This window comes from Rhizobium sp. USDA 3886 (assembly GCF_056279785.1).
On the sequence record NZ_JBWCDC010000003.1, the window covers coordinates 1,836,248 to 1,862,244 of the forward strand.

The following is a 25,997-nucleotide window of genomic DNA, read 5'->3' on the forward strand; positions in this document are numbered from 1 at the left end:
GCCCCTTGCATAGATAATAGCGAGGCCGAAGGGCCGCATTTTTCGGCGTCCAACGACGGGCGCCTCAAGCAAAGCCGCTGATCAGGATATCCCGCGCATTCCGTGTGTGCGCGACCTGGCCAGCGGCTTTTTGTTTTAACTCTCAACGATGGATTGGCACGACATTGTCGCGCCCCGGAGAAGCCATGCCTTTTTCTGAGAAAACACAGTCCATGTCTGCTGGCGAACCAGCCAGAGCATTGTGGATTTCGACGGTCGCCTTCACCGTCTGCTTCGCTGTCTGGACGATCTTTGCGATTATAGGCATTCGTATCAAGCAAGAGCTCGGGCTCAACGAGGCCGAGTTCGGATTGCTTGTGGGCACCCCTGTGCTGACCGGCTCGGTCGTCCGGATCCTGCTTGGTATATGGACCAGCCGCTACGGTGGCCGTCTTGTCTACACGCTCACGATGTTGGCCGCAGCAGTCGCAACCTTCCTGCTCTCCTACGCAACGACCTATGCAGAGATGCTGATTGCAGGACTTGGGGTCGGCCTTGCCGGCGGCTCCTTCGCAGTCGGCGTCGCATATGTCTCGCCGTTCTTTCCGCCGGACAAACAAGGGACTGCGCTCGGGATTTTCGGTGCCGGCAATGTCGGGGCTGCCGTTACGAAGTTTGCGGCACCCTTCGTGCTGATCGCCTGGGGATGGCAGGCAGTTGCCGAGATCTGGGCTCTCGTTCTTGCGGCAACGGCCATCATCTTCTGGTTTTCGACCACAGACGACCCGGCATTTCGGGATCGGCGCTCTCGCGGCGTTGCATCCAAGAGCTTCTTGCAGGAGTTCGCTCCGCTCAGGAGCGTTCAAGTCTGGCGCTTCTCGCTCTATTATTTCTTCGCCTTCGGTGGCTTTGTCGCCCTGTCGCTGTGGTTGCCCCGCTATCTGGTCGGCGTCTACGGCTTCAATTTGGAAGCCGCCGGCATGATCGCCGCGGCCTATTCCATTCCAGGCAGCATCTTTAGGGCATTCGGTGGCGTCCTGTCCGACAAGAAGGGCGCAAGAAGCGTCATGTATGCGATGCTGGCCGTTTCCGCCGTGGCCACCCTCATTCTTTCACTGCCGGCTGCGTCTGCGTCCGGGTCGGATCCTGCCTTCGGCGTTACTCCCGTCATCTTCATCGTCGTCATCTTCGTGCTCGGCTTCTTCATGAGCCTCGGCAAGGCGGCCGTCTACAAGCACATTCCAGCCTACTATCCCGAAAGCGTCGGCGCAGTCGGCGGCATCGTCGGGATGATGGGGGGCCTTGGCGGCTTCATCCTTCCGATTGCCTTTGGGCTCCTCAAGGATATCACCGGCCTCTGGTCCAGCTGCTTCCTGCTGCTCTTTGTAATCGTCGTGGCTTCACTCATTTGGATGCACCTATCCGTAAAGCAACTGTCGCGCCAAGGGCACTCCGCGCCCGCGGTGGCTGCCACCTAATCTGAGGACTTGGAAATATGACCCAAAAACTCGTTATCATCGGCAACGGCATGGCGCCTGGGCGCATGCTCGAGCACCTTTTCGAAAAGGCCCCGGGACAATACGAGGTCACGATCTTCAATGCCGAGCCGCGCGTCAACTACGACCGCATCATGCTGTCGCCGGTTCTCTCCGGTGAAAAGGACTACGAACAGATCATCATTCACGGCGACGGCTGGTACATCAAGCACGGCATCATGCTCTATAAGGGCCACAAGATCGTCAACATCGATCGTGCCGCCAAGACCGTCACCTCCGACCACGGCGTCACGGAAAGCTACGACAAGCTGGTGATCGCCACCGGCTCCGTGCCCTTCATCATCCCGGTCCCCGGCAAGGACCTGCCGGGCGTCATCACCTATCGCGACCTTGACGACGTGCAGGCCATGCTGCTGGCGGCTCAGTCGAGGGAAAAGGCGATCGTCATCGGCGGCGGCCTGCTCGGCCTCGAAGCGGCCGCCGGCCTTGCGTCGCGCGGCATGGACGTCACTGTTTTGCATGTCATGCCGACGCTGATGGAGCGCCAGCTCGATCCTGCGGCCGGCTATCTTCTGCAGAAGGCTGTCGAAGAACGTGGCATCAAGGTCATCACCAAGGCCAACACCAAGCAGATCGTCGGTAACGGCAGGGTCGAGGGCATCGAACTCGACGACGGCCGCATCATTCCGGCAACGCTGGTCGTCATGGCCGTCGGCATCCGCCCGAGTGTCGGGCTGGCGAAGGACGCGGGTATCGCCGTCAATCGCGGCATCGTCGTCGACAACGGCATGCAGACCTCGGATGGCAGCATCATGGCGCTCGGCGAATGCGCCGAAGTGGGCGGACAGGTCTATGGTCTCGTCGCACCGCTTTATGAAATGGCCCGCGTGGCCGCCTCGCATCTTTCGGGCGACACTTCGGCCGCCTTCGTTCACTCCGACACCCCGACCAAGCTCAAGGTCACCGGCATCGACCTCTACTCGCTCGGCGATTTCGCCGATGGCGACGACCGCGAGGAGATTGTGCTCCGCGACGCCTCGGCCGGCGTCTATAAGCGCCTCGTACTGAAGGACAACAAGATCATCGGAACGGTGCTCTACGGCGAAACAGCAGACGGCGCCTGGTTCAACGATCTCAAGAAGAAGCAAACCAATATTTCCGAGATGCGCGAGACGCTGATCTTCGGACAGGCCTACCAGGGAGGGTCTCCGCTGGACCCTATGGCGGCCGTTGCAGCCTTGCCGGATGATGCGGAAATCTGCGGCTGCAACGGCGTATGCAAGGGCAAAATCACCTCGACGATTACGGCCAAGGGCCTGACATCGCTTGACGACGTGCGCGCCCATACCAAGGCTTCCGCATCCTGCGGCTCCTGCACCGGACTTGTCGAACAGCTGATGGCGCTGACGCTCGGCGACAGCTACAATCCGGCTGCCGTCCAGCCAATGTGCACCTGCACCGAGCTCGGCCATGACGACGTCCGCCGCCTCATCAAGGCCAAGGGGCTGAAAACCATTCCCGCCGTCATGCAGGAACTGGAATGGAAGACCTCCTGCGGCTGCGCCAAATGTCGTCCGGCGCTCAATTACTACCTCGTCTGCGACTGGCCGGATGAATATGCCGACGACTACCAGTCGCGCTATATCAACGAGCGCGTCCACGCCAACATCCAGAAGGACGGAACTTATTCCGTCGTGCCGCGCATGTGGGGCGGCGTCACCAACGCTGCCGAATTGCGCGCCATCGCTGATGTCGTCGACAAGTTCGAGATCCCGATGGTCAAGGTGACCGGCGGTCAGCGCATCGACCTGCTTGGCATCGAGAAGGAAGACCTGCCCGCCGTCTGGGCCGATCTCGGCAAGGCAGGCTTCGTCTCCGGCCAGGCCTATGCCAAGGGCCTGCGCACGGTAAAGACCTGCGTCGGCTCCGACTGGTGCCGCTTCGGCACGCAGGATTCCACAGGTCTTGGTATCCGCATCGAAAAGTTCATGTGGGGTTCCTGGACGCCGGCAAAGGTCAAGATGGCCGTCTCCGGATGTCCGCGCAACTGCGCCGAGGCGACGTGCAAGGACGTCGGCGTCATCTGCGTCGACTCGGGCTACGAAATCCATTTTGCCGGTGCCGCCGGTCTCGACATCAAGGGCACTGAAGTGCTCGGACTGGTGAGGAGCGAGGACGAGGCGCTGGAGCATATCGTGGCGCTGACGCAGATGTACCGCGAGCAGGCCCGCTATCTCGAGCGCATTTACAAGTGGGCCAAGCGCATCGGCCTCGACGAGGTCCGCCGCCAGATCATGGGCGATGCCGAAAAGCGCAAAGCCTATTACGACCGCTTCGTCTTTTCCCAGAAATTCGCTCAGGTCGATCCCTGGTCGGAGCGCGTCTCCGGCAAGGATAAGCACGAGTTCAAGCCGATGGCGACGATTGGCTACCCACAGGCTGCAGAGTGAGGAGATGGACATGAACTGGATCGCAATTGGTGACATCTCCGATATCCCGGTGCGCGGTGCGCGCTGCGTGAAGACGCCGCAAGGCAAGATCGCCGTCTTCCGCACCGCCGAAAACGAGGTCTTCGCCATCGAGGATCACTGCCCGCACAAGGGCGGCCCGCTCTCCCAGGGCATCGTGCATGCCAAGGCGGTCACCTGCCCGCTGCACAACTGGGTGATCTCGCTTGAAACCGGCAAGGCGCTCGGCGCCGATAAGGGCGAGGTGCGGACCATTCCGGTCCGCAATGAGGACGGCGCCCTCTTCATCGCCCTCGAAAGCTTGATGATGGCGGCGGAATAGATGGCGGAAGAGGTCAAGACCACCTGTCCCTACTGCGGCGTTGGCTGTGGCGTCATCGCCAAGATAGCCGATGACGGCACTGTGTCCGTCAAAGGCGACCCGGACCATCCGGCGAATTTCGGGCGACTGTGCTCGAAGGGTTCGGCGCTTGCCGAAACGATCGATCTCGACGGTCGTGTCTTGCATCCGGAGATCGCAGGACAGCGGGCCGGCTGGAATGACGCTCTTGATCTCGTCGCGCACCGCTTTTCGGAGACGATTGCCGAGCATGGGCCTTACTCCGTTGCCTTCTACGTCTCCGGTCAGCTGCTGACCGAGGATTACTATGTCGCCAACAAGCTGATGAAGGGCTTCATCGGCTCGGCCAACATCGATACCAATTCGCGCCTGTGCATGTCGTCTTCCGTTGCCGGCCACCGCCGCGCCTTCGGCGCCGATACCGTGCCCGGCACCTATGAGGACCTGGAACTGGCAGATCTGGTGATCCTTGCGGGTTCCAACCTCGCCTGGTGCCACCCCGTCATCTATCAACGGCTGGCTGCGGCCAAGGCGGCACGCCCCGGCATGAAGGTCGTCGTCATCGACCCGCGCCGCACGATGACTGCTGATATCGCCGATCTGCATCTGGCGATCCGGCCTGACAGCGACGTGGCACTGTTTATCGGTCTCTTCGCGCATCTGATCTCTAGCAACGTTATCGACCAGAATTACGTGGCGGAGCATACGAACGGCTTTGCGGAAAGCTTCGCAACGGCTTCCGCAGTGTCTTTCAACGAAGTGCTGGAGCACACCGGCCTGCCTGCCATGCAGCTTCGCGAATTCTACCGCCTGTTTGCGGCAACGGAAAAGGTCGTCACCTGCTACAGCCAGGGTGTCAACCAGTCCTCGTCGGGCACCGACAAGGTCAACGCGATCATCAATTGTCATCTTGCAACCGGGCGCATCGGCAAGCCCGGCATGGGGCCGTTCTCGCTCACCGGCCAGCCGAATGCGATGGGTGGCCGCGAGGTTGGGGGGCTAGCGAACATGCTTGCCGCCCACATGGCGATCGAAAGTGCCGAGGACCGCGACCGCGTACAGCGCTTCTGGCAGTCGCCGGTGATTGGCGAAAAGCCGGGTCTTAAGGCCGTCGACATGTTCAAGGCGGTCGGTGACGGCCGCATCAAGGCCCTCTGGATCATGGCGACGAACCCGGTGGTCTCGCTTCCCGATGCCGATGCCGTCGAGGCCGCGATCAGGGCCTGCCCCTTCGTCGTCGTCTCCGACATCCTCAAGGATACTGATACCGCGCGTCACGCCGATGTCCTCCTGCCTTCCCTCGGCTGGGGAGAAAAGACCGGCACCGTCACCAATTCCGAACGCCGCATCTCGCGCCAGCGGCCTTTCCTCGATGCCCCAGGCGAAGCCCGTGCGGATTGGTGGCAATTGGCCGAGGTCGCGCGCCGCATGGGTTTTGCCGATGCTTTCGCCTTTGCCTCGCCGTCAGACATTTTCGACGAGCACGCCGCGCTCTCTGCCTTCGAAAACGATGGCGGCCGCGATTTCGACATCGGCGCCTATGCCGGCATCGAGAAAGCCGCCTATGACGCGATGGCGCCCTTCCAGTGGCCGCAGCCGACCGGCGACGAGAGGGCCATAACCCGCTTCTTTGCGAAGGGCGGCTTCTTTCATCCCGATCGCAAGGCACGCTTCATCGCGGTCGAGCCGGCCGTATCCGACCGCACCAGTGCCGAATACCCGTTTACGCTGAATACCGGCCGCATCCGCGACCAGTGGCATACGATGACACGTACCGGCAAGAGTGCCCGCCTTTCCGCTCATATCGCCGAGCCTTTTGCCGAGCTTCACCCTCGGGACGCCATGGAAATCGGTGTCGGCAATGCCGGCCTGATCGAGATCGAGAGCCCGCACGGCAAAGCTGTCGTCCGCGCGCTGATCACCGAACGCCAGGCCCGTGGCAGCATCTTCGTGCCCATGCATTGGAACGATCAATTTGCCGCCAAGGCGCGCATCGATGCCGTTGTTGCCCCGCTCACCGATCCGTTCTCCGGTCAGCCGGCTTCGAAGAACGTCGCCGTCGCAGCCCGGCCGTTTAATGCGGCACGCTACGGCTTTGCAGTCTGCCGGTTGAAGCCCGAAGCCCTCGATTCCACGTACTGGGCGCTTGCGAAGGCAGATGGCGGCTGGCGGGTGGAACTCGCCTTCGATCACGCTATCGACGATTGGTGCGATTGGTGCCGAACCACGTTCGGCATTCCTGACGGCATCGAGCCGCTCGGCTACGCCGACCAGCAGTCGGGCGATCTCCGGCTCGCCTTCTTCGACGGCACGCGCCTGCTAGCCGCGCTGTTCCTCGCCCGCGAACCGGTCGCCGTCGCCCGCAACTGGGCGATCTCGCAGCTTGCCGCCGAACACGGCGACTTGCGCAAGCGCTTCGCGCTTGTCGCCGGCCGCCCCGGCGCCGGCAAGCCGGACCCGGGCGCCACGGTCTGTTCCTGCTTCAGCGTCGGCGTCAACCAGATCGTCGCGGCGGTTCGCGGCGGCTGCCACAGCGTCGAAGCCGTCGGCAAGGAACTCAACGCCGGCAACAACTGCGGCTCTTGCCGCGCCGAGATCAGGGGGATCATCGATGGATGTCTTGCAGCAGCCGCGGAATGACAATCCTGCCCGCATGGAGCCGCTTGCAAAGCTGCCCGTCTTCTGGGCGCTTGAAGGCAAGCGGTGTGTTGTCGCGGGCGGGACTGATGGCTGCGCCTGGAAGGCGGAACTTCTCGCCGCCTGCGGCGCTCATGTCGAAATCTACGCCGAAACGCTGAGCGACACGTTCAAGGCTCTCCTTGGCCGCACCCCGGAGCACCCCGCAGCTAGGTTGACCCACCATCCGAGGTATTGGCAGACGGAAGCGCTGACGAGCGCCACTATCGCCATTGCCGATTGCGACGACGAGGTCGAAGCCAGGCGCTTCTTCGAAGCGGCACGGAAAATGGGTGTTCCGGTCAATGTCATCGACAAGCCCGATTTCTGCCAGTTCCAGTTCGGGTCGATCGTCAACCGCTCGCCCGTGGTTGTCGCGATCTCGACGGATGGCGCAGCCCCCATTCTTGCCCAAACCATCCGCCGCAAGATCGAGACGCTGCTTCCGCGTACGCTGAAATCCTGGGCCGAACTTGCCCAATCGATGCGCGGCAAGATCAACGGAATGCTTGATGCCGCTTCGGCGCGGCGTCTATTCTGGGAAAAATTCGCCGACATGGCGTTCGACGGTTCTGCCGACCGCGACGCCGAAAAGCGGCTTTTGCTTGCCGCCCGCGGCCTGAAATCGACCGCAAGCACAACCGGTCGCGTGACCCTCGTCGGTGCCGGCCCCGGCGATGCAGAGCTCCTGACGCTTAAGGCGGTCCGCGCCTTGCAGGCGGCCGACGTCATCCTCTTCGACGATCTCGTTTCAGCCGAGGTGCTGGAGCTTGCCCGCCGGGAGGCCAAGCGCATGCTGGTCGGCAAGCGGGGCGGCCGCACCAGCTGCCGGCAGGAAGATATCAACGCGATGATGGTGAAGCTTGCCAAGGCGGGCAAGCGCGTCGTCCGCCTCAAGTCCGGCGACCCGATGATCTTCGGCCGCGCCGGCGAAGAGATTGCCCATCTTGATCGCGAGAACATCCCGGTTGACGTCATTCCCGGCATCACGGCCGCAAGCGCCATGGCCTCGCGCCTTGGCATTTCGCTGACCCATCGCGACTGCGCCCAGTCGGTACGCTTCATCACCGGCCATTCCCGCCATGGCGGATTGCCGGTGGATGTCGACTGGGCCGCCGCCGCCGATCTGCATACGACCACCGTTTTCTACATGGGTGGGAGGACAGCGCCACTCATTGCCGACCGGCTGATCGCCGAAGGGCTGCCGCCCGGGACGCCGGCCGTCATCATGAGCGACGTGAGCCGTGCCACGCAGCGTGAATGGCACGGGCATCTCGGAGCTCTTGCTGAAGGCGTCACTGAGATCGGTTACGACAACCCCGTCCTGATCGCGATCGGCGATGTTTTTGCCGCCCGCCAAAGGTCCATGGATGCCGCGCCTGAATCGGTCGCCCGCGGCTTCCTGAGAAGCAGGCTGGCAACCTGAAGCGCCTGACGATCCCGGCCATGCGCGAGAAGAGGCCGTTTCGGTTGCGGCCGGGAACGCATGGTCGCCCGCGTCATCCGCACCGAAGATAGCGACGAGGCATGTGAGTTCGCCAAGAAGCACATCCGGAAAGGCTCGGCAATCCATGCCAACGAGCACTTCAGCTACGACGATCCAGCGGGCCTTAAGCGAGCTGAACCGCGTCGATCAGTGCAAAGGAATACGAGATTGAGGACGATAGTGGCATGCGGACCGGCCGCCCATATCTGCCCGGAAGATCAGCCGGAGATCATCGGCAAGGCCATCGCCGCGTGGGCGGACCGTCATAAGCTCCGTTGAAGCGCGTCAAGATGCGGCCATCGCATTGGTGATGCCACCGGCATCATTGGGGCGGAAAATTGGCCCGGGAACGTCGGCAATGCGCTCCTCTTGCGCCACGGCGCACTAGAACCGAATTTCACGTCGCAGCTGAGTAATCGCTGCAACGACCATAATCCTAGACATGGTGACGGCTTCCCGGCTGAGCATGCGATAGTTCGCTTCTGTGGCGACGCTTAGCCAACCCGACGTCCCGTCGGCGATGTGCCATAGCTCTCACGATATCGACGGGCAAAGTGCGAACGGGAACTGTAGCCGGCTGCCTCCGCTGCAGCCAGGCTCGATGCACCAGAAGCAAGCGCATTTCGACCGGCCTTTATCCGCTCGGCGCACAGGATTTTCCGGAACGATCGGTCTTCCGAAGCGAGCCGGCGGCGCAGCGTCGAAGCGCCCAGTCCGAGACGATCAGCGATGCGTTCGACCGTCCAGGCTTCCGCGGGCGCGGCACGGATCAGCCAGGCAACCTCGTCTGACAGGCTGGTCCGAAAGAGCGGCCGCGCCGCGGCAAGTGGCTGCATCAACATCAACACCTCGGTGAGACGCAAGGTCTTCACCGCTTCGCCCATCGCATCATTGGCGATCGACGTAGCGGCATGAACGAGGGCGTCAATGAGATCGGTGTTAAGCGGAAGACTGAATTGCCAGCCATTGCTTCCACATCGCGGGCTGCCAACCAATGGCGCTATCCCAGGCGGCAGCGATGGCACTTCCAGCAACAAAGATTCATAAGCGCTGCGCTCCCCTGGGATATTGACGACATCCATCCGCACGCCGCCGGGCAGGACAAAGACCGTGCCCGGCTCGAAGACATGAACCGTGTCGCCGAGCCAAACTTCCTTCAGTCCACGCAGGATAATGCCAATCAGCGGGTTGGGGAGCTCGATCGCCTTCAGCCGCTCCCGGTCGATGGAGCAGTAGGAAAACAAGCGATTGCCATGCTGATAGCGCCCAGCAGTGCCGCTCGGCGCCGTCATCGGGCGCAGTCGCTCGAGCAGCATGAATCTCAGATCAGCGTCATCGTTTCTATAATGAATGTTCATGGCCGGAAGATAGGCGAGGACGGCGGGATAAAAAACACCTTCGTGAGCGTTTCGGGCTCAAAGGCGATCATACCGGTGCCATGTCCCGCTTTAGATTCAGGCACAAGCTGGCCTCCATTTGCAGGAGACCACAATGAAAACGATGACAACAAGCCTTCTCGCCGCAGTCGTCCTGATGGCTTCGGGGGCTGCAGCAAGCGCTGACGAGGTAGAGCTCTGGCGGCTGGACTGCGGCCAGATCGAAGTTCGCAATCTCGACGTCTTTTCCGATACGTTCAAATATTCCGGCGAGACCCGGACCCTGACCGACAGCTGCTATCTCATCAGGCACGACAAGGACTACATGCTCTGGGATGCCGGACTTCCGACAGCCCTGATCGGTGCCAAAGCCGACGCCTCCGCCACTTTCGCGCCCGCGCTCGCGGAAGATCTGCCGACGCAGCTTGCCAAGATCGGCGTCAAGCCGGAGCAGATCGGCCGGCTCGGCGTGAGCCACAATCACTTTGACCATGTCGGACAGGCCGCCACCTTCCCCGGAGCAACGCTGATGATCGGCGCTGCGGATTTCGCCCAGTTCAAAGCCGATCCCCTGCCCTTCGCCGTCGATCCCAACCTCATCAAGCCCTGGCTCGACGGCATCGCCAAGGTTGATCCGATCTCTGGCGATCGCGATGTGTTTGACGACGGATCGGTCGTGATCCTTTCCACCCCCGGCCATACACCCGGCGAGACCAGCCTACTCGTGCGACTGGCGAAGACGGGTCCAGTGCTGCTATCCGGCGATGTCGTGCATTTCGAGGAACAGTTTGCCAATCGCGGCGTACCGACGTTCAATTTCGATCGCGCCGACTCGCTGGCATCCATGGAAAGACTGACAGGGATAGCGGAGTCACTCAATGCCATCCTGGTCGTGCAGCACGACGCGTCGGACATCAACAAGCTGCCAGCTTTCCCGAAGAGCGCGAAATGACCAAATAGTCATGATCGAAGCGCCGCGTGGCAGCGAATGCGGCCACGCGGCTGCGACGGAATTGCATGTGTTGAACCACAGATGGAAAGGCCGCTCACCTGGCCTTTCGGCTGACTTAGGCCTGCAGGTTGTCGGCTGACATTTTGCCAGATTTGTGGTCCTTGACCAGTTTGTAGCTGATCTTCTCACCGTCAGTCAGCCCGCGCAACCCTGCACGCTGGACGGCAGAAATTCTGTGCCCGTTTAAATGTTCAGGGGCGATCTTGCGTGGCGCAACACTCGCAACTGCGAGAAGCATCGCGCCATCCAGTCAGGGCCGCCCTGCTGGTGCCAAACTCTTCCTGCTGACCAACGAGGGCATCAACAGGAGATGCTCCGGTTCGCTGCGGCCTTCGATCCTGGACAGAAGCGCCCGTGTCGCCGCTTCGCCGAGTTCCCTGCCCGACTGGTCGATGCTTGCCAGATTGACCAGGCTGAGAGCCGCGGTCGCAGAGTTGTCGTAGCCGATCATCGCCAAGTCTTCGGGTATCCGCACGCCCATTTCCGAGGCCGTGCTCAAAAGCGTAATGGCATCGAGATCGCTCCAGCAGAAGATCGCGCGGGGCCTGTCGCTTCGCGCCAGGAACGACCGCATTGCCTGCTCGCGCTTAGGAGAATTGACAGGGATATGGAAGATCGGTGCTAAGGAGCCTAGGCCTGCTCGCTGCATGGCGCGGCGGTATCCGATTTCACGCTGATGAACAACGGAGACCTTGTGGCCTTCGCGGGCCCCCAGGCTGAGCATTTCGATGTCGCGGTAACCACACTCGAGCAACGCCTCCACCGCGATTTCTGCCCCTTGCTGGTCATCGGCATTCACCGTGTCGAACGTCTCCGCTTTCGGATCATGATAACCGACAGCGACAATCGGAATTTGCGTGGCGAATTTCGCGATAATTTCAGACGGCAGGCGAGGAGCGACGAGGATGAGCCCATCCATCTTGTAGTCGATCATCGACTCGATGAGAGAGGTTTCCAGTTGTGTCCGGGCCTCGCTGACACCGATCATCGCCTGATAATGCGACGGCGCCAGGACGCCATTCACACCGTCGATGACCTCGGGCAGGAAGGGATTGCGTATGTCGATAAGGAGCAATCCTATCGTGAACGTGCGCCCGCGCAGGCCACGCGCGGTCCTTGACGGCCGGTATCCCAGCTCCTCGATCGACCCGGTCACCTTGGCGCGAAGGTTCTCGCTCACACCGTATGCGTCTCGCATGACCTTTGAAACCGCCGCAACAGATACACCTGCATGCGCCGCAACCGTCCGTATTGTCACGCGGTCGCGCTTTGCCGGCTTCGACTTCTCTTTGATTGGCATGAAATCCTCAGTAGCGTTCTACGAGCCTTGACGCCTCGCCAAATCACCATGGCAGACCGGTCGCAAAATATCTATTGCACTCCCCGAAAAAATGTAGAACGTTATACGGAGAACGTTCTACAAGTATGCGGAGGATTTGATGAACTTTCAGCCGAAAGCCGCCGGCGGCGATCTGGTTTCACGCGCGTGGAGCGGCGATATGATCGCGCCTCTGTCGGACCGCGGTCAAGGAACGGCAGCAAGTTTCGTTGCCAAGACGTTCATCTGTGATGGCGCAAAGATGCCTGCCGAATTCTTCATTTCGGCGCTCGGCCTTTATCGCTGTTTCATCAATGGCAAGCGTGTCGGCGAGGACCTCCTGACACCAGGCTGGACCAGCTACGACCATCGTGTGGCCTATCAGCGCTACGACGTTTCCAATCTCATCAAGTCCGGCCAGAACCGCATCGAAATCTGGCTTTCCGACGGATGGTACCGGTCTCCGCTCATGTGGGGTCAAAAGGCCATTCCCAATTGCTGGGGTGACAGGACGGCAGCCATTGCAGATCTGGTTGGACCGAACGGAGTCATTCTCTCAACGGACGCGACTTGGCAAAGCGGACTGCTGCCGATCCGCAAATCCGGCATCTATTTCGGCGAGATCTACGATGCACGCGAAGAACGACTCGTCGACACCCACGGCACCGTGACGCTACCGTTCGACAAGGCGTTGCTCGTCGCGCACGAAACGGCACCGGTGCGTGAATTGCCGGCGATCGCGCCGATCGACACATGGACCGATGCGGAAGGACGAACGGTCTACGACTTCGGCCAGAACATCGGCGGCTATGTGCTCTATACGGTTCGCGGAGTGGTAGGCGCCGAAATTCGAGTGGAGCATTCGGAGGTCCTGGGACCTGATCGTTATTTCGACAACCGCAACTACCGCACCGCGCAAGCGCATACGATCTATACGCTGCGCGGAACCGGCGACGAGACCTATTCGCCTCATTTCACCTTTTTCGGCTTCCGCTATGCCAGAGTGACGGTCACGGGCGACGCACACATCGTGACGATCTCCTCGGTTCCGATCTCCTCCGTGCCCAATCTGGCGGGCAGCTTCAGCTCGGGCAACGCTCTCGTCAACCGGCTTGTCCAGAACACAATCTGGTCGCAGCGCGCGAACTTCATCGAGGTCCCGACCGACTGCCCCCAGCGCGACGAGCGCCTCGGCTGGACGGGTGACGCTCAGGTATTTGCCGCAACAGCCTGCTGGCTGACGGACAGCCGGACCTTCTTCCGGAAATATCTGCGCGACGTGATGGCCGACCAGCGTGAGGATGGCGCCGTCTCCCATTTCTCCCCCGACCCGACACGCCTGCATCCGGAGAATTTTCCGGGCTTTGCCGGCTCGACCGGCTGGGGCGACGCCATCGTCGTCATCCCCTGGGTTCTTTACACCCATTACGGTGATCGTGCGGTTCTCTCCGAATGCCTCAATGCGATGGTGCGCTGGGTCAATTTCGTCTGGTCAATTTCGGATGGCCCGATCGTGCGCCCGCCATCCCGCTGGGGCGACCGCGGCTTCACATTCGGCGACTGGCTGCAGCCGGTCGGCGACAACCGCAAACCGCGCCCGACAGTTGCCGACGATTGCGCCGCGACACTCTACCATTTCATCTCCACCGATTTGCTGGCGAAGATCGCGGCGATCCTTGGCGACGAGGTGCTGGCAGAACGCATGACGGGCCGTGCTGAAGAAATTCGGCATGCATTCGCCCGCGAGTTCATCGCACCGTCCGGGCGCATTGCACATAACGACCAGACGTCCTACGCGCTGGCATTCCTCCATGATCTGATCCCTGCTGAGCATCACGCGGCTGCCAGGCAGCACTTCCGACAGGTGATCGTCGATGCCGACTACAAGATTGGCACAGGATTCATAGGCACACCCGCCCTGCTGCCGGCCTTGACGAAGCTCGGCATGGACGACCTTGCAGAAAAAGTATTCCTGCAGGAGGAGGTTCCGGGCTGGCTCTACCAGGTATCCAAGGGCGCGACTACGATCTGGGAACGCTGGGATTCAATGGCGCCCGACGGCACCATCTACGAGCCCGACATGAACAGCTACAATCACTATGCCTATGGCGCAGTATGCCAATGGCTGTTTGAAAGCGTCGCTGGAATATCGCCGAGCGAAAGCGCCCCAGGATTTGCCGAGGTGATTGTTGACCCTTCGCCGATTGCCGCGCTCTCGCCGGTCACCGCCCACCATGACATACGTCAAGGACGAATTGAAGCTGCATGGGAGTGCCGCGGCAATAGGGTCACCTATCGGCTGACGCTTCCGGAGGGCTGCGTCGGCCGGTTCCGGCCCGGGCCGCGGCATCAGAATCCATCAATCAATGGAGAGCCTGTGGCCGAGGAGGCCATTCTTCGGCCCGGAACGCACCAACTGGTCTTTTCTCTCCCCCAATCCTGAGGAGCATATTCGTCCCCGGTCAAACCCGTTCAGAGGAGGAACGTCATGACAAACCGCATCAAAGTCATTCTCGCCGGCGCGTCGGCACTCATAGCACTGGTTGCCGCAGGGCCGTCGCATGCAGACGCGACCCTCTCGTTTCTGATCGACAACAACCCCGACACGGTCGCGGCTGCCGAGGCGCTGGTTACTGCTTACGAGAAGATCGCGCCGGATGTCACGATCGAAATCGAGCAGCGGCCGGGTGGTGGCGAGGGCGACAACATCGTCAAGACACGTCTTGCGACTGGCGAGATGTCGGACGTCTTCCTCTATAATTCCGGCTCGCTGATGCAGGCGCTTAAACCTGCGCAGACACTTGCCGACCTCAGCGATCTGTCGTCGCAGGCGAAAGTGAACGAGAGCTTCAAGGCCGTCGTCGGCGCCGACGGCAAGCTCTACGGCGTTCCCTTCGGCACGGCGATGGCCGGCGGGATCCTCTACAACAGAAAAATCTATCAGGAACTCGGCTTGCCGGTTCCGAAGACGTGGACCGAGTTCATGGCCAACAACGAGAAGGTGAAGGCGGCCGGCAAAGCAGCCGTTGCGCAAACCTATCGCGATACCTGGACGTCGCAGCTCTTCGTTCTAGCCGATTATTACAATCTGCATGCCGCCGTGCCGAACTTCGCGGACGACTATACGGGTAACAAAGCGAAATACGCGACGACACCAGCGGCGATGAAAGGGTTCGAGCGCCTGAAGGAGGTTCATGACGCCGGCCTGATGAACGAGGATTTCGGTGCGGCAAGCTATGATGACGGGCTCAGGATGGTGGCGACGGGCGAAGCAGCCCATTATCCTATGCTGACCTTTGCCGTCGGCGCCTTGAAGCAGAATTATCCCGAAAATCTCAACGATGTCGGCTTCTTCGCACAGCCGGGAGACGACGCGGCCAAAAACGGCCTGACGGTCTGGATGCCGCCTGCCCTCTATATCCCGCTCGCAAGCCCGAATGCCGATGAAGCCAGGAAATTCGTGGATTTCGCCGGAGGCGTCGAAGGCTGCAAGATCATGGTTGAGACCAACACGGCTCAAGGTCCGTCCCTAGTCGATGGATGCACGCTGCCCGCCGACGTACCGCCTGCGGTCAAGGACATGCTTCCCTATTTCGAAACAAAGGGGATGACGACGCCGGCGCTTGAATTCGTGTCGCCGATCAAGGGACCTGCCCTTGAACAGATCACCGTCGAGGTCGGATCAGGAATCCGCCAGCCGGCCGAGGCAGCCGCGCTCTATGACGACGACGTGCGCAAGCAGGCAAAGCAGCTCGGTCTACCCAACTGGTAACGGTCCTTCGGGAAAGCTGACCTCGCCTCCCATGGGCGAGGTTCCACCCGATCGAAGAGGTAGCAATGATCGAGACGTACCGCCGCTCACGCAGATCTCCTTATCCCTTGTGGTTCTTCATTCCGGCCGCGCTCGTCTATGGCGTGCTGTTTCTCGTCCCCACTGTCTCGTCGCTGTGGTTCAGCCTCACACGCTGGGATCTTTCAACCGCCGAGTTCATCGGACTGGAGAATTTCGAGCAGTTCTTTTCCGAGCCCTTTCTGGTCAAGGGTCTCGTCAACACGGTGATCTATGCCGTCACGACTTCCGGCCTGAAGACGGTATGCGGGCTCCTGCTTGCCGTGCTTTTGACCGGCAACATTTTCGCCCGGGGCTTCCTGCGTACGCTCGTCTTTTTTCCGGTCCTGGTATCGACCATCGGTATCGGCATCACCTTTACGGTGATGATGCATCCGACCAGGGGCATCATCAATGTCACGCTTGAGACGCTCGGCATTCCCGGACCGGGCTGGCTGACCAATCCGGCGCTCGCCCTCTTTTCCGTGGCGCTCGTCGACCTCTGGAAAGGCGTGGGTCTCGCCACCTTGATTTTCATCGCCGGCCTGGCAGCGATTAGCCCCGAATATTACGAAGCGGCCAGAATTGATGGCGCCACCCGCTTCCAGCAGTTCTCGCGTATCACCTTGCCTCTTGTGCGCCCGGCGACGATCACGGTCATCACGCTATCGTTGATCGGTGGCCTGCGGTCGTTCGATCTCATTTGGGCAATGACGCGCGGCGGGCCGGGCTTTTCCTCGGACGTGATCGCGTCAGTCATCTACAAGCAGTATCAGGCGGGCTTCTACGGGCTGTCGACTGCGGGCAACGTCATCCTGTTTGCGCTGATCGCGATCATCATTCTGCCGCTGACCCTGTGGCTCAACCGGCGCGAGGTCGAGCAATGAGAAAAACGCGACCCTACGTGACGGGCGCGGTCGCACTTGCCATCGCCACCGTCATCTTCGTTCTCCCATTCGTCTTCGTTGCGCTCCAGGCGGTCAAGTCGAAGTCCGAAGCGTCCCGGCTCGACTTCGTGCTCCCGGAACAATGGTTGCTCTGGGACAACCTCGCGGCAGTGTTCAAGGCTCGCGACTACCAGCTCGTCCTCGCATACTTCAATTCGACGCTGATCACCGTCGTCTCGGTTGCGATATTGATACTGCTTTCGGCAATGGTCGGATATGTCATGCAACGCCGGAAAACCCGCTGGAATGCCGTTGCCTCGGCTGCCCTGTTCATGGGGCTGATGATGCCGCCGGCCGTCGTTCCGACGATCGGATTGCTTCAGGAAATCGGCCTCTTCAAGACGATCACCGGAATGATCCTGATCCAGGTCGCTTATAATCTCTCGTTCTCGACCCTGCTCTACAGGTCGTTCATCTCGACCATTCCCCGTGACCTCGACGAGGCGGCGCTGATCGATGGTGCTAAACCCCGGCAGCTATTTTTCCGGGTGATCCTCCCGCTGCTCAAGCCAGTGACGGTGACCAACATCGTCGTGCAGTCGATCGCAATCTTCAACGATTTCACAAACCCGCTCTACTATCTGCCGGGCAAGGAGAACGTCACCGTGCAGCTGACGCTCTATAATTTCCAGAGCATGTATACGAGCCAGTACAACCTGCTTTTTATGAACATCCTTCTCGTCACGATCCCTCCCCTCATCGTTTTCATCTTCTTCAACAGGCAGATCGTGGCGGGCATGACTGCCGGCGCAGTGAAAGGTTAGCGGAATGGCTGAACTCGCCCTCACCCGGATTTGCAAAAGCTTTGGCGCGCTTGACGTCATCAAGGGCATCGATCTGGACGTGCGTTCCGGTGAATTCGTCGTGTTCGTCGGGCCGTCTGGATGCGGAAAATCCACGTTGCTCCGGATCATCGCCGGACTGGAAGAGTCGACCTCAGGTTCGCTTACGATCGGGGGCAAGGATGTGACCTACGCAGAACCTTCTGAACGCGGCATCGCAATGGTGTTCCAGAGCTACGCGCTTTATCCGCATATGACCGTTGCGGAGAATATCGGCTTCGGTCTCTCGCTCGCCCGCCGCCCGAAGGCCGAGATTGAGGCCAAGGTTCGCGCAGCAGCCGAGACCTTGCAGCTCTCCCATTTGCTCGACCGCAAGCCGAAGGCGCTTTCCGGCGGCCAAAGGCAGCGCGTTGCCATCGGCCGCGCGATCGTTCGCGATCCGAAGGTCTTCCTGTTCGACGAACCACTTTCCAATCTCGACGCATCACTGCGAGCACAGATGCGGCTCGAGATCGCAGAACTCCATGCTCGCCTGAAGACGACCATGATCTACGTCACCCACGACCAGGTCGAGGCGATGACAATGGCCGACAAGATCGTCGTCCTGAACGGCGGCAGAGTCGAGCAGGTCGGCAGCCCGATGGAGCTCTACCGCAAGCCGGTGACGCCCTTCGTCGCGGGCTTTATAGGTAGCCCGAAGATGAACCTCTACACGGGCGAAATTGCGCATCGCTTCGGCTGTGAGACTTACGGAATCCGCCCAGAGCATATTCGTCTTTCCGAAGCAGAAGGCGAGTGGCAAGGCAGGGTGAGACATATCGAGCGCCTCGGCGCCGATGCCATCCTCTATCTGGATGTTCCGGACGTCGGAGAGATGGTGGTGCGCGCCGAGGGAGAAACGGCATTTGCAACAGGTGCCGCCGTTTGGGCAAGTCCGGTGAAGGGCGCCGCGCATAAATTCGGCGCACAAGCGGTTCTCTAATCCAGCGTGACTTCTCCCCGCCCTGAAGGACGGGGCTTCCGGTCTTGATCACGCCGCATTCGCGCGGGGACTGCTACCGTCTTCTTCCTGCTTCCGACCCGCAACCGGGTTCGATTCACAGGCCATCTCCGGATGTCCTCCGGTTCGGGCCTTGCGGCCCAGGTAAAGGATGTTCAGCGCCGCATTGTGGTCGGCGCAGGCGGCGTGGCCGCAGGAGAGGCACTTGAAAGTGTCCCTGTCGGGACGGTTGGCCGCCTCGATGTGTCCGCACGCGTGACACCGCTGCGAGGTGTAGGCGGGGTTGACGTAGTAGACGCCGCCGCCGGACCGGCGCATCTTGTATTCGATCTGCCTGACGGTCTCGCCCGGCGAGACGTCGAGCATGGAGCGGTTCGATCCCGCCTTCCGGGCGACGTTGGTCCCCGGCTCCTCGACGGTACCCTTGGCCGAGGCTGTCAGGTTCTTCACCTTGAGGTCCTCGAGATAGATGACGTCGCAGCGGCAGACGACGGCGGTCGTCACCTTGTGCTTGGCGTCGCGGCGACGTCTTGCGATCCTCGCCCTGAAGTTCCGGAGGTCCCGCTGCGCCTTGGCGCGGTTCTTCGACCCTTTCTTGCGCCTCGAGACGACGCGCGCGAGGGTCTCCTCCCGGCGCTTTTCCTCGTCGGTCATGCGCGGCAGGTCGTAGACCGCGCCGTCCGACAGCGCCAGCGCGTTGACGACGCCGAGGTCGCCGCCGAGGTCGATCCCGTCGCGGACGGTCGGCTCGGCCACCTCCCGCTCCACCTGGATCGAGGCGTACCAGTGGTCGCCGCTGAGCGAGACTGTGACGTTCTTCACCGTCCCAACGACCTCGCGGTGAGCGACCATCCTCACCCATCGAGCCTTCGGAAGAAGGATTTCTCCCTCGCGAAAGGCGATTTGTTTGGCGTCCGGATATCGGAAGCTCTCGTTTTCGTACTTGCGCCGTGGCTTGGGATAGGCCGCGCGGCCCTCGAAGAAGTTGGCATAGGCGCGGTGCAGGTCGATGACCGCCTGCTGCAGGCAGTGGTGCGGAACCTCGCGGAGCCATGGCAGCTCCGCCTTGAGGTCTCCGAGCTGCTTGTTCTGGTCGATGGCGCTCAGCCGCCTCGGATCGGAACGGTGTCTTTCCAGGCGCTTCTGTTCGAGGCAGGTGTTGTAGACGAGGCGGCAGCACCCGATGGTGCGGCGGAACAGGCGGGCCTGCTCCCCGTCGGGGTAGATGCGGAATTTGTACGCCATGCGCTCTTTCATCGCAGACGACGCTACCGCGTTCACCTTATGTTCGCAAGCCGCCGACGGCGGAACGATTACCCGGATGTTGCCAGGAAGATGCCTTCCCGACCGCGCCTTACCCTCACCCGAAGGAAAGGGGTTGCGGCGCGAGTGTGATCAAAACGCAGATCATCCCCGAGCGGCACGACGATGTGCTTTGGTTCGAGCATCTGTCGTCAGACCGTACCATTTCGGACAAACAGCAACACCGGTTGATTTCGAGAGTATCCTCCTCGTTTACGCACCGATGGAGAAAAAAATGTCACATCACTTCGCATTTGAAACGACGGTCGTCACCTCGGAAGGCCTGGTATTGCTGGAACACGTTCTTGCACGCTGGTGTCAGGAACGAGGGCTAGACATGACGAGCCCAAAAGCCAAGGTGGCTGCAAGAGAGCTCGTCGACCTCTTCCAATTTGGTGTTCGAAAAGAGAAAGAGCTCGACTATTTGCTGCGCCACACGCACTAGCCAGCAGGCCAGATGGAGCGGACAAACCTTTGTACTGCCGAACGCGACGGTGCGACGGGCACGTACGACGTCCATGCGCATTTATCCCGAAGGACCGTCAGGATGATGGTTTGGATCAATGATCTGGAACACAACCGATTCGATGAGGAGCAGGAGGGCGACGGTGCTATTTGGCGAAGCCAGAATTCGCAAAATTGCACATCGCCAATTCAAGTGTTTACGATAGAGCTCTCATTTTCGGCCACATCAACTGCGATCGCCTACTAAATTGCGCGATCAGACGGCTACCTCGTCCGGCGTTCATAACGGCATCGAACAATCAAGGGAATTCGTACCGGCAAGACGCCATGCATCGCACAGATCAAAGAAAACTTGCCTCAAAAAGATCGCGCGAATAGTCGGCATGCGTGACGCCTGATTCTAGATCGGCTTTCGTCAGCTCATCGACGAAGGCGCCCTCTTTCATGACAAGCACCCTGTCGCACATGTGCGCGATCACGGCGAGATCGTGGCTGACGAGCACATAGGTCAGCCCCTGCTCGTCGCGCTTGTCTGCAAGGAGATTGAGTATCTCGGCCTGAACGGAGACGTCGAGTGCCGAGGTCGGCTCGTCGAGCAGCAGGATCGGTGGCGAAAGGATGAGAGCTCGTGCAATAGCAACGCGCTGACGTTGGCCGCCCGACAGTTCATGGGGAAACCGGTTAGCAAAATCTTCCGGCAGTCCCACCTGCCGAAGAGCCTTGGGAACGGCAGACCAGCCATCGTGGTGTCCCATCGACCGGAGCGGCTCGGCAAGGGCCGTCCCGATGCGATGACGTGGATGAAGCGAACCATAGGGGTCCTGAAACACCATTTGTGCGGTCTTCAGCTCATCGCGCAACCGGATCTTTCCGATGACCCTGCCGTCGAGTTCAATCGAGCCCGTCCAGCCCTGCTCAATGCCGGCCAAGGACCGAAGGACTGTTGATTTGCCGCAGCCGGATTCGCCGACGATCCCGAGCGTCTCGCCCTTGCCGACTTCAAAGCTCACCCCTTTGACGACATGGTTGTGCGTCTTGCCCGCGCCATAGACAACATCGAGATTGCTGATCCTGATCACTCTGCCGCCTCCGTTTCGAGTGCTTTCCTGTCCAGCACCTTCAGCCGGCGGACAGGATTGCGGGGATCGGGAAGTGCTGCGATGAGGCCGCGCGTATAGGGATGCTGGGCGTCGTCGAGCCTGGTCAGCGTTTCGACAACACGGCCCGCATACATGACCAGGATCCGCTCGCAGAAAGCCGCGACCATGCGAATGTCATGGCTGATGAGGATGAGACCGGAATTATTCTCCCGCACCAGTTCGTCGAGCAGAACGAGGACGTCCCTCCTGACACTGACATCGAGCGCCGAAGTGGGCTCGTCGGCAATCACCAGCTTCGGCTTGGCTAGCAGCATCATCGCAATCATCACCCGCTGACCCATGCCGCCAGATATCTGGTGCGGGTAGAGCGCCATAACCCGGTCTGCATCGCTGATCCTGACGCGCTGGAGCATGCTTCTCGCGCTTTCGAGCGCTTGAGCACGGCCGAGCCCGAGATGAAGCCTTGCTGCCTCCGCCACCTGCCTGCCGATCGTCAGCACCGGGTTCAGCGAATAGCGCGGATCTTGCATGATCAATGCCATCTCCTTGCCACGGAGCGCACCCATCTGCCGTTCAGTCTTTTCAAGCAGCGGGCTGCCGGCAAGTTCGAAACGATCCGCCGAGATCTCCGCGCTCGGAGAAAGAAGGCGCATGATCGCCCGTCCGGCCGTCGATTTTCCGGAACCGGATTCGCCTACAATTCCAAGCCTTTCCCGCCCTAGATCAAAGCTGACCTCTCTTACGGCCGGAATTAAGCTGCGCCCAAAGCGAACGTTCAGATTACGAACGGAAAGGATGGTTGAGGTTTCACGATCTTGCATGGCGCGGATCCAGGATGTCGCGAAGCGTGTCGCCAGCGATGTTGAAGGCAAGGCTCGTAAACAGAATGGCAATACCCGGCATAACGGCAACCCACCAGTAATCGAGCATGAACTTGCGGCCGCTTGATATCATCGCGCCCCATTCGGGCGCCGGCGGCTGGGCGCCAAGGCCCAGGAACCCGAGCGATGCCGCCGTCAGGATGATGCCTGCCATATTGAGCGTCAGGCGCACGATCACCGATGGAACGCACATGGGTGCAATGTAGAGAAGCAGTATCCTCAAAGAAGAAGCCCCATAGAGATGCGCTGCGGCGACGTAGTCGGTATTGCGCACGACAAGCGCTTCGGCTCGGGCAAGGCGCGCGATCGGCGGCCAGGCCGTGAGCGAGATTGCGATGATCGCCGTATTCAATCCCGCGCCAAGGGCTGCGGCAAAAGCAAGTGCCAGGATCAGCGAAGGAAAGGAAAGGACAATATCGGTTGCGCGCATCAGGATCGCATCGGTGCGGCCGCCGAAGAACCCTGCAACGATGCCGATGAGCAGGCCCACAGGGCCAACGATCACCGATATCGAGAGAACCGTCTGGATGGTGATCCTTGTCCCATAGACAAGGCGGCTGAAGATGTCGCGCCCGAATTCGTCGGTCCCCGCAAGATGTGCGAGGCTGGGCGGCTGGAGGGCATCACCCAGCATCTGGACGTTCGGATCATAAGGGGCGAGCGCCGGGGCAATGATTGCGACGATGCACAGCGCGGTAAGAATAAGGAAGCCTACCAGTCCAAGCGGCTCGTCAGCAAGTTTACGTCCGGCGCGAGCAAGGGAGGCGGCAACGCGGGCCGAAAATCCCGGCCGTTTGACCTCGCTTTCGGAGTGAAGCACATCGGTCATTGCGTGGCCTCCCTGGTGCGCGGATCAAGCAGCGCATAGGCAATATCGGCTGCAAAATTCAAGAACATGAAGATGAAGCCAACGATGATCGTCGCGGCCAGGATGGCATTCATGTCGCCGATCATCAGCGCATTCGTCATGTATTGTCCAATCCCCGGCCACGAGAAGACTATCTCGGTCACGACGGCGCCCTCCAGTAGATTTCCATAGGAGATCGCAAGGACAGTAATCAGCTGCACGGCAATGTTCGGCAGAACATGACCGATCACCGTGTTCGCAGGCCCGACCCCTTTGGCACGCGCTGCAATGACGTAGTCCTGGTTGAGCTGTTCCAGCGTAAAGCTGCGGGTCATGCGGGTGATATATGCCATCGCGGCATAAGCAAGGATGATGGCTGGTAGTATGATGTGCGAGAGCGCATTCCAGAAAATTTCGGGCTCGCCTTCAAGCAGGCTGTCCACCAGCATCAAACCGGTCCGCGGCGTTACGATACCCTCGTAGTAGACATCGACCCGGCCCGGACCGCCAACCCAGTTAAGCCCGGCATAGAAAATCACCAGCCCGACGATACCGAACCAGAAGACCGGTATCGAGTGGCCGACAAGGGCGACGACCCGCGCCGTCTTGTCGATCCAGCTGTCGCGAAAAAGCGCTGCCGCAAGTCCAAGCGGCACGCCTATGAATGTCGATATGATGACCGCCAGCGTGGCAAGCTCGAACGTTGCCGGAAATGCCTGAGCCAGATCCTTCGAAACGGGATTGCCGGTCAGGATTGCCGTTCCGAAATCACCCTGCAGCAGGCTCGCCAGATAGATCAAGAACTGCTGATAAAGCGGCAGATCAAGCCCCAGGCGCGTGCGCATCGCCGCGTAGGCGGCAGGGTCGGCAAGCTCGCCGACCACTGCGCCCACCGGATCGGCGGGCATGACGCGGCCGATCACGAAGGTTACGCAAAGCAGTATGAACAGACTGATGATGAGTTGGAGGACGCGCTTTCCAAGCTCGTTTGCGGATAATTCCTTCATGATCGGCTGCCTGGCTCGGTTACTCGGTTTCGGCCTTGGTCACACCTTCGAGACGTGTCGTCATGTTCGGGTGGCCGATGTAGTTCTGGACGCGCGCGTTTTGAACAATCGGCTCATAGCGCTCGAAGAGCGGCAGCACCGCCGGCTTGAGGTCGACAAACATCTTCTGCATCTCGACATAGAGCTCGCCGCGCTTCTTGGCGTCCGGCTCAAGCGAGGCCTTTGCGGTCAGCTTCGTCAGCTCCGGGATATCCCAGGCCGAGCGCCAGACGAAGTTGCCGGCGTTGTTCGCCTCCTTCGAATTGTCCGGGTTGCTGGAGAACTGCTCCATGGAGCCAAGTACGTTCGGCATGTAGGCGCCCGTTTGCGGGATCAAGAGGTCGAAATCGCGGGCACGATGGGCCGCGATGATCTCAGATCCGTTACCCTGCTGGATATTGACCTTGATGCCGATCTGCGCAAACGAGGCTTGGATGGCCGTTGCAAGATCGATACGCGGCGTCTGTGCGATCGTCTTCAGGCTCAGCGAAAAGCCATCCTTGAACCCGGCCTCCGCCAGCAGCGACTTGGCCTTTTCGATATCGAGATGCCAGTCAGGGCTTGGAATCGCGTACTCGTAATTCTCCGGCACCGGCACCGTACGCACTCTGCCGTAAGGTCCCATGATCGTCTTTTCGATGCCGGCATAGTCGATACCGTAGGCAATCGCCTCGCGGACTTTCGGATTTGCCAGATATTGGTTACCGGCATTCATGGACAGCACATAGAACCCGCCGGTCGGTACGCGCTGGATCTTGAATCCCTGCTTGTTCTGGAAGGTCGCAAGGTCAGATGCACTCAATGCGCTTGCAATATCGATGTCGCCGCGCTCCAGCATCAGGCGCTCGACCTGGCTTTCGGGAACATGTCGGACAACGACGCGCCGCATCTTCGGCTCGCCGCCGACATAATCCTTGTTGACGTCCAGGATGACGATCTCGTTGGGCGTCCAGCGATTGAGCGTAAACGGCCCCGAACCGGCAGAGTTCGTGCGCAGCCACGCGTTGCCATAGTCGTTATCCTTGACGTGCTTCTCAACCTCGACGCTGTCGACAATGCTCGTGGTCACCATGGCGAGGCGATAAAGAAGCAATTCCGGCGTAACCTCGCCCGAAAGATCAATTCGCACGGTATGTTCATCGGGCGCCGTCACCAGCTTTTCGACATTGTCGGCATTGTAGCCGACCCGCTTCAGGTTGGCCGCAGCCGCCTGGTTCATCTTGAGGAGACGCGTCAGCGAAAAAACCACATCCTTGGACGTCACCGGATTACCGGAGGCAAACGCCGCCTCCCGGAGCTTGAACGTGATCCCTTTGTCATCGATCGCCCAGCTCTCCGCCAGTTGCGGAGCGATCTTTCCCTCCGGCGTCGCCAAGACCAGTCGGTCGTAGAGGTTGCACATGATTTCATTGGCCTTGCCTTCCGTCGCCTGCTGCGGATCAAGCGACAGCACCTGGGCAAGCGACGTGCCGATGACGAGCTGGTCCTTCGGCGTTTCAGCGACGGCGGCAGAAGCAGTCAGCGCCAGAACGCTAATGGCGGCTCCAACGAAGAGCCCCTTACGAAAATGCTTCATTTCAATTCCTCCCTGGTTTACTATAGAAGACATATTATGTCATCGGTATGTCGTATTATGATTTATAGAAC

The 25,997-nt window shown here is 60.4% G+C and carries 22 protein-coding genes; 13 read left to right on the plus strand and 9 right to left on the minus strand.

The features are described from left to right. Window positions 1-185: 185 nt before the first annotated feature. Genes ACZ9BX_RS31725 through ACZ9BX_RS31750 form a run of 6 tightly spaced genes read left to right on the plus strand, consistent with a single transcriptional unit; the run spans window position 186 to window position 8,724 of the window. Entirely contained in the window at window positions 186-1,457 is a 1,272-nt protein-coding gene (locus ACZ9BX_RS31725) for an MFS transporter (protein ID WP_087003200.1), read from the plus strand. A 17-nt stretch (window positions 1,458-1,474) separates the two neighbouring features. Next, on the plus strand, window positions 1,475-3,925 hold the full coding sequence (gene nirB, locus ACZ9BX_RS31730; protein ID WP_027510291.1) for a nitrite reductase large subunit NirB: 2,451 nt from the start codon (window positions 1,475-1,477) through the stop codon (window positions 3,923-3,925). 4 nt (window positions 3,926-3,929) lie between these two features. After that, window positions 3,930-4,265, plus strand: coding sequence for a nitrite reductase small subunit NirD (nirD, locus tag ACZ9BX_RS31735; protein WP_132568496.1), 336 nt, complete (start codon window positions 3,930-3,932; stop codon window positions 4,263-4,265). Further along, window positions 4,266-6,923, plus strand: coding sequence for a nitrate reductase (locus ACZ9BX_RS31740; protein WP_476222208.1), 2,658 nt, complete (start codon window positions 4,266-4,268; stop codon window positions 6,921-6,923). It abuts the gene before it with no gap. Next, window positions 6,895-8,385 carry a siroheme synthase CysG gene (cysG, locus tag ACZ9BX_RS31745; protein WP_476222209.1) on the plus strand — a complete coding sequence of 497 codons (1,491 nt, stop codon included), beginning with the start codon at window positions 6,895-6,897 and terminating at the stop codon, window positions 8,383-8,385. Before ACZ9BX_RS31740 ends, cysG begins: the two co-directional genes overlap by 29 nt. A gap of 60 nt (window positions 8,386-8,445) precedes the next feature. Then, complete coding sequence (locus ACZ9BX_RS31750; RefSeq protein WP_476222210.1) at window positions 8,446-8,724, plus strand: hypothetical protein; 279 nt, start codon at window positions 8,446-8,448, stop codon at window positions 8,722-8,724. Window positions 8,725-8,939: 215 nt separating this feature from the next. On the opposite strand, the gene ACZ9BX_RS31755 is transcribed toward ACZ9BX_RS31750, so the two are convergent. Further along, complete coding sequence (locus ACZ9BX_RS31755; RefSeq protein WP_476222212.1) at window positions 8,940-9,761, minus strand: helix-turn-helix domain-containing protein; 822 nt, start codon at window positions 9,759-9,761, stop codon at window positions 8,940-8,942. 175 nt (window positions 9,762-9,936) lie between these two features. On the opposite strand from ACZ9BX_RS31755, the gene ACZ9BX_RS31760 reads away from it, so the two are divergent. Beyond that, the gene (locus ACZ9BX_RS31760) at window positions 9,937-10,773 is read left to right on the plus strand and encodes an N-acyl homoserine lactonase family protein (protein ID WP_476222213.1); all 837 of its coding nucleotides are present in this window, start codon (window positions 9,937-9,939) and stop codon (window positions 10,771-10,773) included. A 115-nt stretch (window positions 10,774-10,888) separates the two neighbouring features. Here ACZ9BX_RS31760 and ACZ9BX_RS31765 read toward each other — a convergent pair whose 3' ends face one another. Together ACZ9BX_RS31765 and ACZ9BX_RS31770 are read right to left on the minus strand one after the other, a co-directional pair. Beyond that, a complete protein-coding gene (locus ACZ9BX_RS31765) occupies window positions 10,889-11,071 on the minus strand; it encodes a hypothetical protein (protein WP_245505943.1) in 183 nt (60 codons plus the stop codon). A 12-nt stretch (window positions 11,072-11,083) separates the two neighbouring features. Beyond that, window positions 11,084-12,133, minus strand: a complete 1,050-nt coding sequence (locus ACZ9BX_RS31770; RefSeq protein ID WP_476222215.1) for a LacI family DNA-binding transcriptional regulator — start codon at window positions 12,131-12,133, stop codon at window positions 11,084-11,086. Between the two features lie 139 nt (window positions 12,134-12,272). Here ACZ9BX_RS31770 and ACZ9BX_RS31775 point away from each other — a divergent pair, with 139 nt between their 5' ends. The 5 genes from ACZ9BX_RS31775 (at window position 12,273) to ACZ9BX_RS31795 (ending at window position 18,691) form a co-directional block, all read left to right on the plus strand. Next, entirely contained in the window at window positions 12,273-14,594 is a 2,322-nt protein-coding gene (locus tag ACZ9BX_RS31775) for a family 78 glycoside hydrolase catalytic domain (protein WP_476222216.1), read from the plus strand. 45 nt (window positions 14,595-14,639) lie between these two features. After that, a complete protein-coding gene (locus tag ACZ9BX_RS31780; RefSeq protein ID WP_476222217.1) occupies window positions 14,640-15,923 on the plus strand; it encodes an ABC transporter substrate-binding protein in 1,284 nt (427 codons plus the stop codon). 65 nt (window positions 15,924-15,988) lie between these two features. After that, on the plus strand, window positions 15,989-16,867 hold the full coding sequence (locus tag ACZ9BX_RS31785; RefSeq protein WP_476222218.1) for a carbohydrate ABC transporter permease: 879 nt from the start codon (window positions 15,989-15,991) through the stop codon (window positions 16,865-16,867). Continuing rightward, complete coding sequence (locus tag ACZ9BX_RS31790) at window positions 16,864-17,691, plus strand: carbohydrate ABC transporter permease (RefSeq protein ID WP_476222220.1); 828 nt, start codon at window positions 16,864-16,866, stop codon at window positions 17,689-17,691. The genes ACZ9BX_RS31785 and ACZ9BX_RS31790 overlap by 4 nt, the downstream gene beginning before the upstream one ends. Window positions 17,692-17,695: 4 nt before the next feature. Then, window positions 17,696-18,691 (plus strand): ABC transporter ATP-binding protein, encoded by a 996-nt coding sequence (locus tag ACZ9BX_RS31795; protein ID WP_476222222.1) that lies wholly within the window; start codon window positions 17,696-17,698, stop codon window positions 18,689-18,691. Window positions 18,692-18,739: 48 nt separating this feature from the next. On the opposite strand, the gene ACZ9BX_RS31800 is transcribed toward ACZ9BX_RS31795, so the two are convergent. After that, entirely contained in the window at window positions 18,740-19,954 is a 1,215-nt protein-coding gene (locus ACZ9BX_RS31800) for an RNA-guided endonuclease InsQ/TnpB family protein (protein WP_476222223.1), read from the minus strand. A gap of 292 nt (window positions 19,955-20,246) precedes the next feature. On the opposite strand from ACZ9BX_RS31800, the gene ACZ9BX_RS31805 reads away from it, so the two are divergent. Further along, window positions 20,247-20,456 carry a hypothetical protein gene (locus ACZ9BX_RS31805; protein ID WP_476222224.1) on the plus strand — a complete coding sequence of 70 codons (210 nt, stop codon included), beginning with the start codon at window positions 20,247-20,249 and terminating at the stop codon, window positions 20,454-20,456. 361 nt (window positions 20,457-20,817) lie between these two features. Here the strand turns inward: ACZ9BX_RS31805 and ACZ9BX_RS31810 are convergent, their stop codons facing one another. The 5 genes from ACZ9BX_RS31810 to ACZ9BX_RS31830 are packed head-to-tail and all read right to left on the minus strand — an operon-like array spanning window position 20,818 to window position 25,926. Then, window positions 20,818-21,555: an ABC transporter ATP-binding protein gene (locus ACZ9BX_RS31810; protein WP_476222226.1), complete on the minus strand. Its 738-nt coding sequence runs from the start codon at window positions 21,553-21,555 to the stop codon at window positions 20,818-20,820. After that, window positions 21,552-22,397 carry an ABC transporter ATP-binding protein gene (locus tag ACZ9BX_RS31815; RefSeq protein WP_476222227.1) on the minus strand — a complete coding sequence of 282 codons (846 nt, stop codon included), beginning with the start codon at window positions 22,395-22,397 and terminating at the stop codon, window positions 21,552-21,554. The genes ACZ9BX_RS31810 and ACZ9BX_RS31815 overlap by 4 nt, the downstream gene beginning before the upstream one ends. Continuing rightward, window positions 22,384-23,286 carry an ABC transporter permease gene (locus tag ACZ9BX_RS31820; RefSeq protein WP_476222229.1) on the minus strand — a complete coding sequence of 301 codons (903 nt, stop codon included), beginning with the start codon at window positions 23,284-23,286 and terminating at the stop codon, window positions 22,384-22,386. The genes ACZ9BX_RS31815 and ACZ9BX_RS31820 overlap by 14 nt, the downstream gene beginning before the upstream one ends. Next, window positions 23,283-24,311 (minus strand): ABC transporter permease, encoded by a 1,029-nt coding sequence (locus tag ACZ9BX_RS31825; protein ID WP_476222230.1) that lies wholly within the window; start codon window positions 24,309-24,311, stop codon window positions 23,283-23,285. The genes ACZ9BX_RS31820 and ACZ9BX_RS31825 overlap by 4 nt, the downstream gene beginning before the upstream one ends. A 19-nt stretch (window positions 24,312-24,330) precedes the next feature. Further along, complete coding sequence (locus ACZ9BX_RS31830) at window positions 24,331-25,926, minus strand: ABC transporter substrate-binding protein (protein ID WP_476222232.1); 1,596 nt, start codon at window positions 25,924-25,926, stop codon at window positions 24,331-24,333. Window positions 25,927-25,997: the final 71 nt, after the last annotated feature.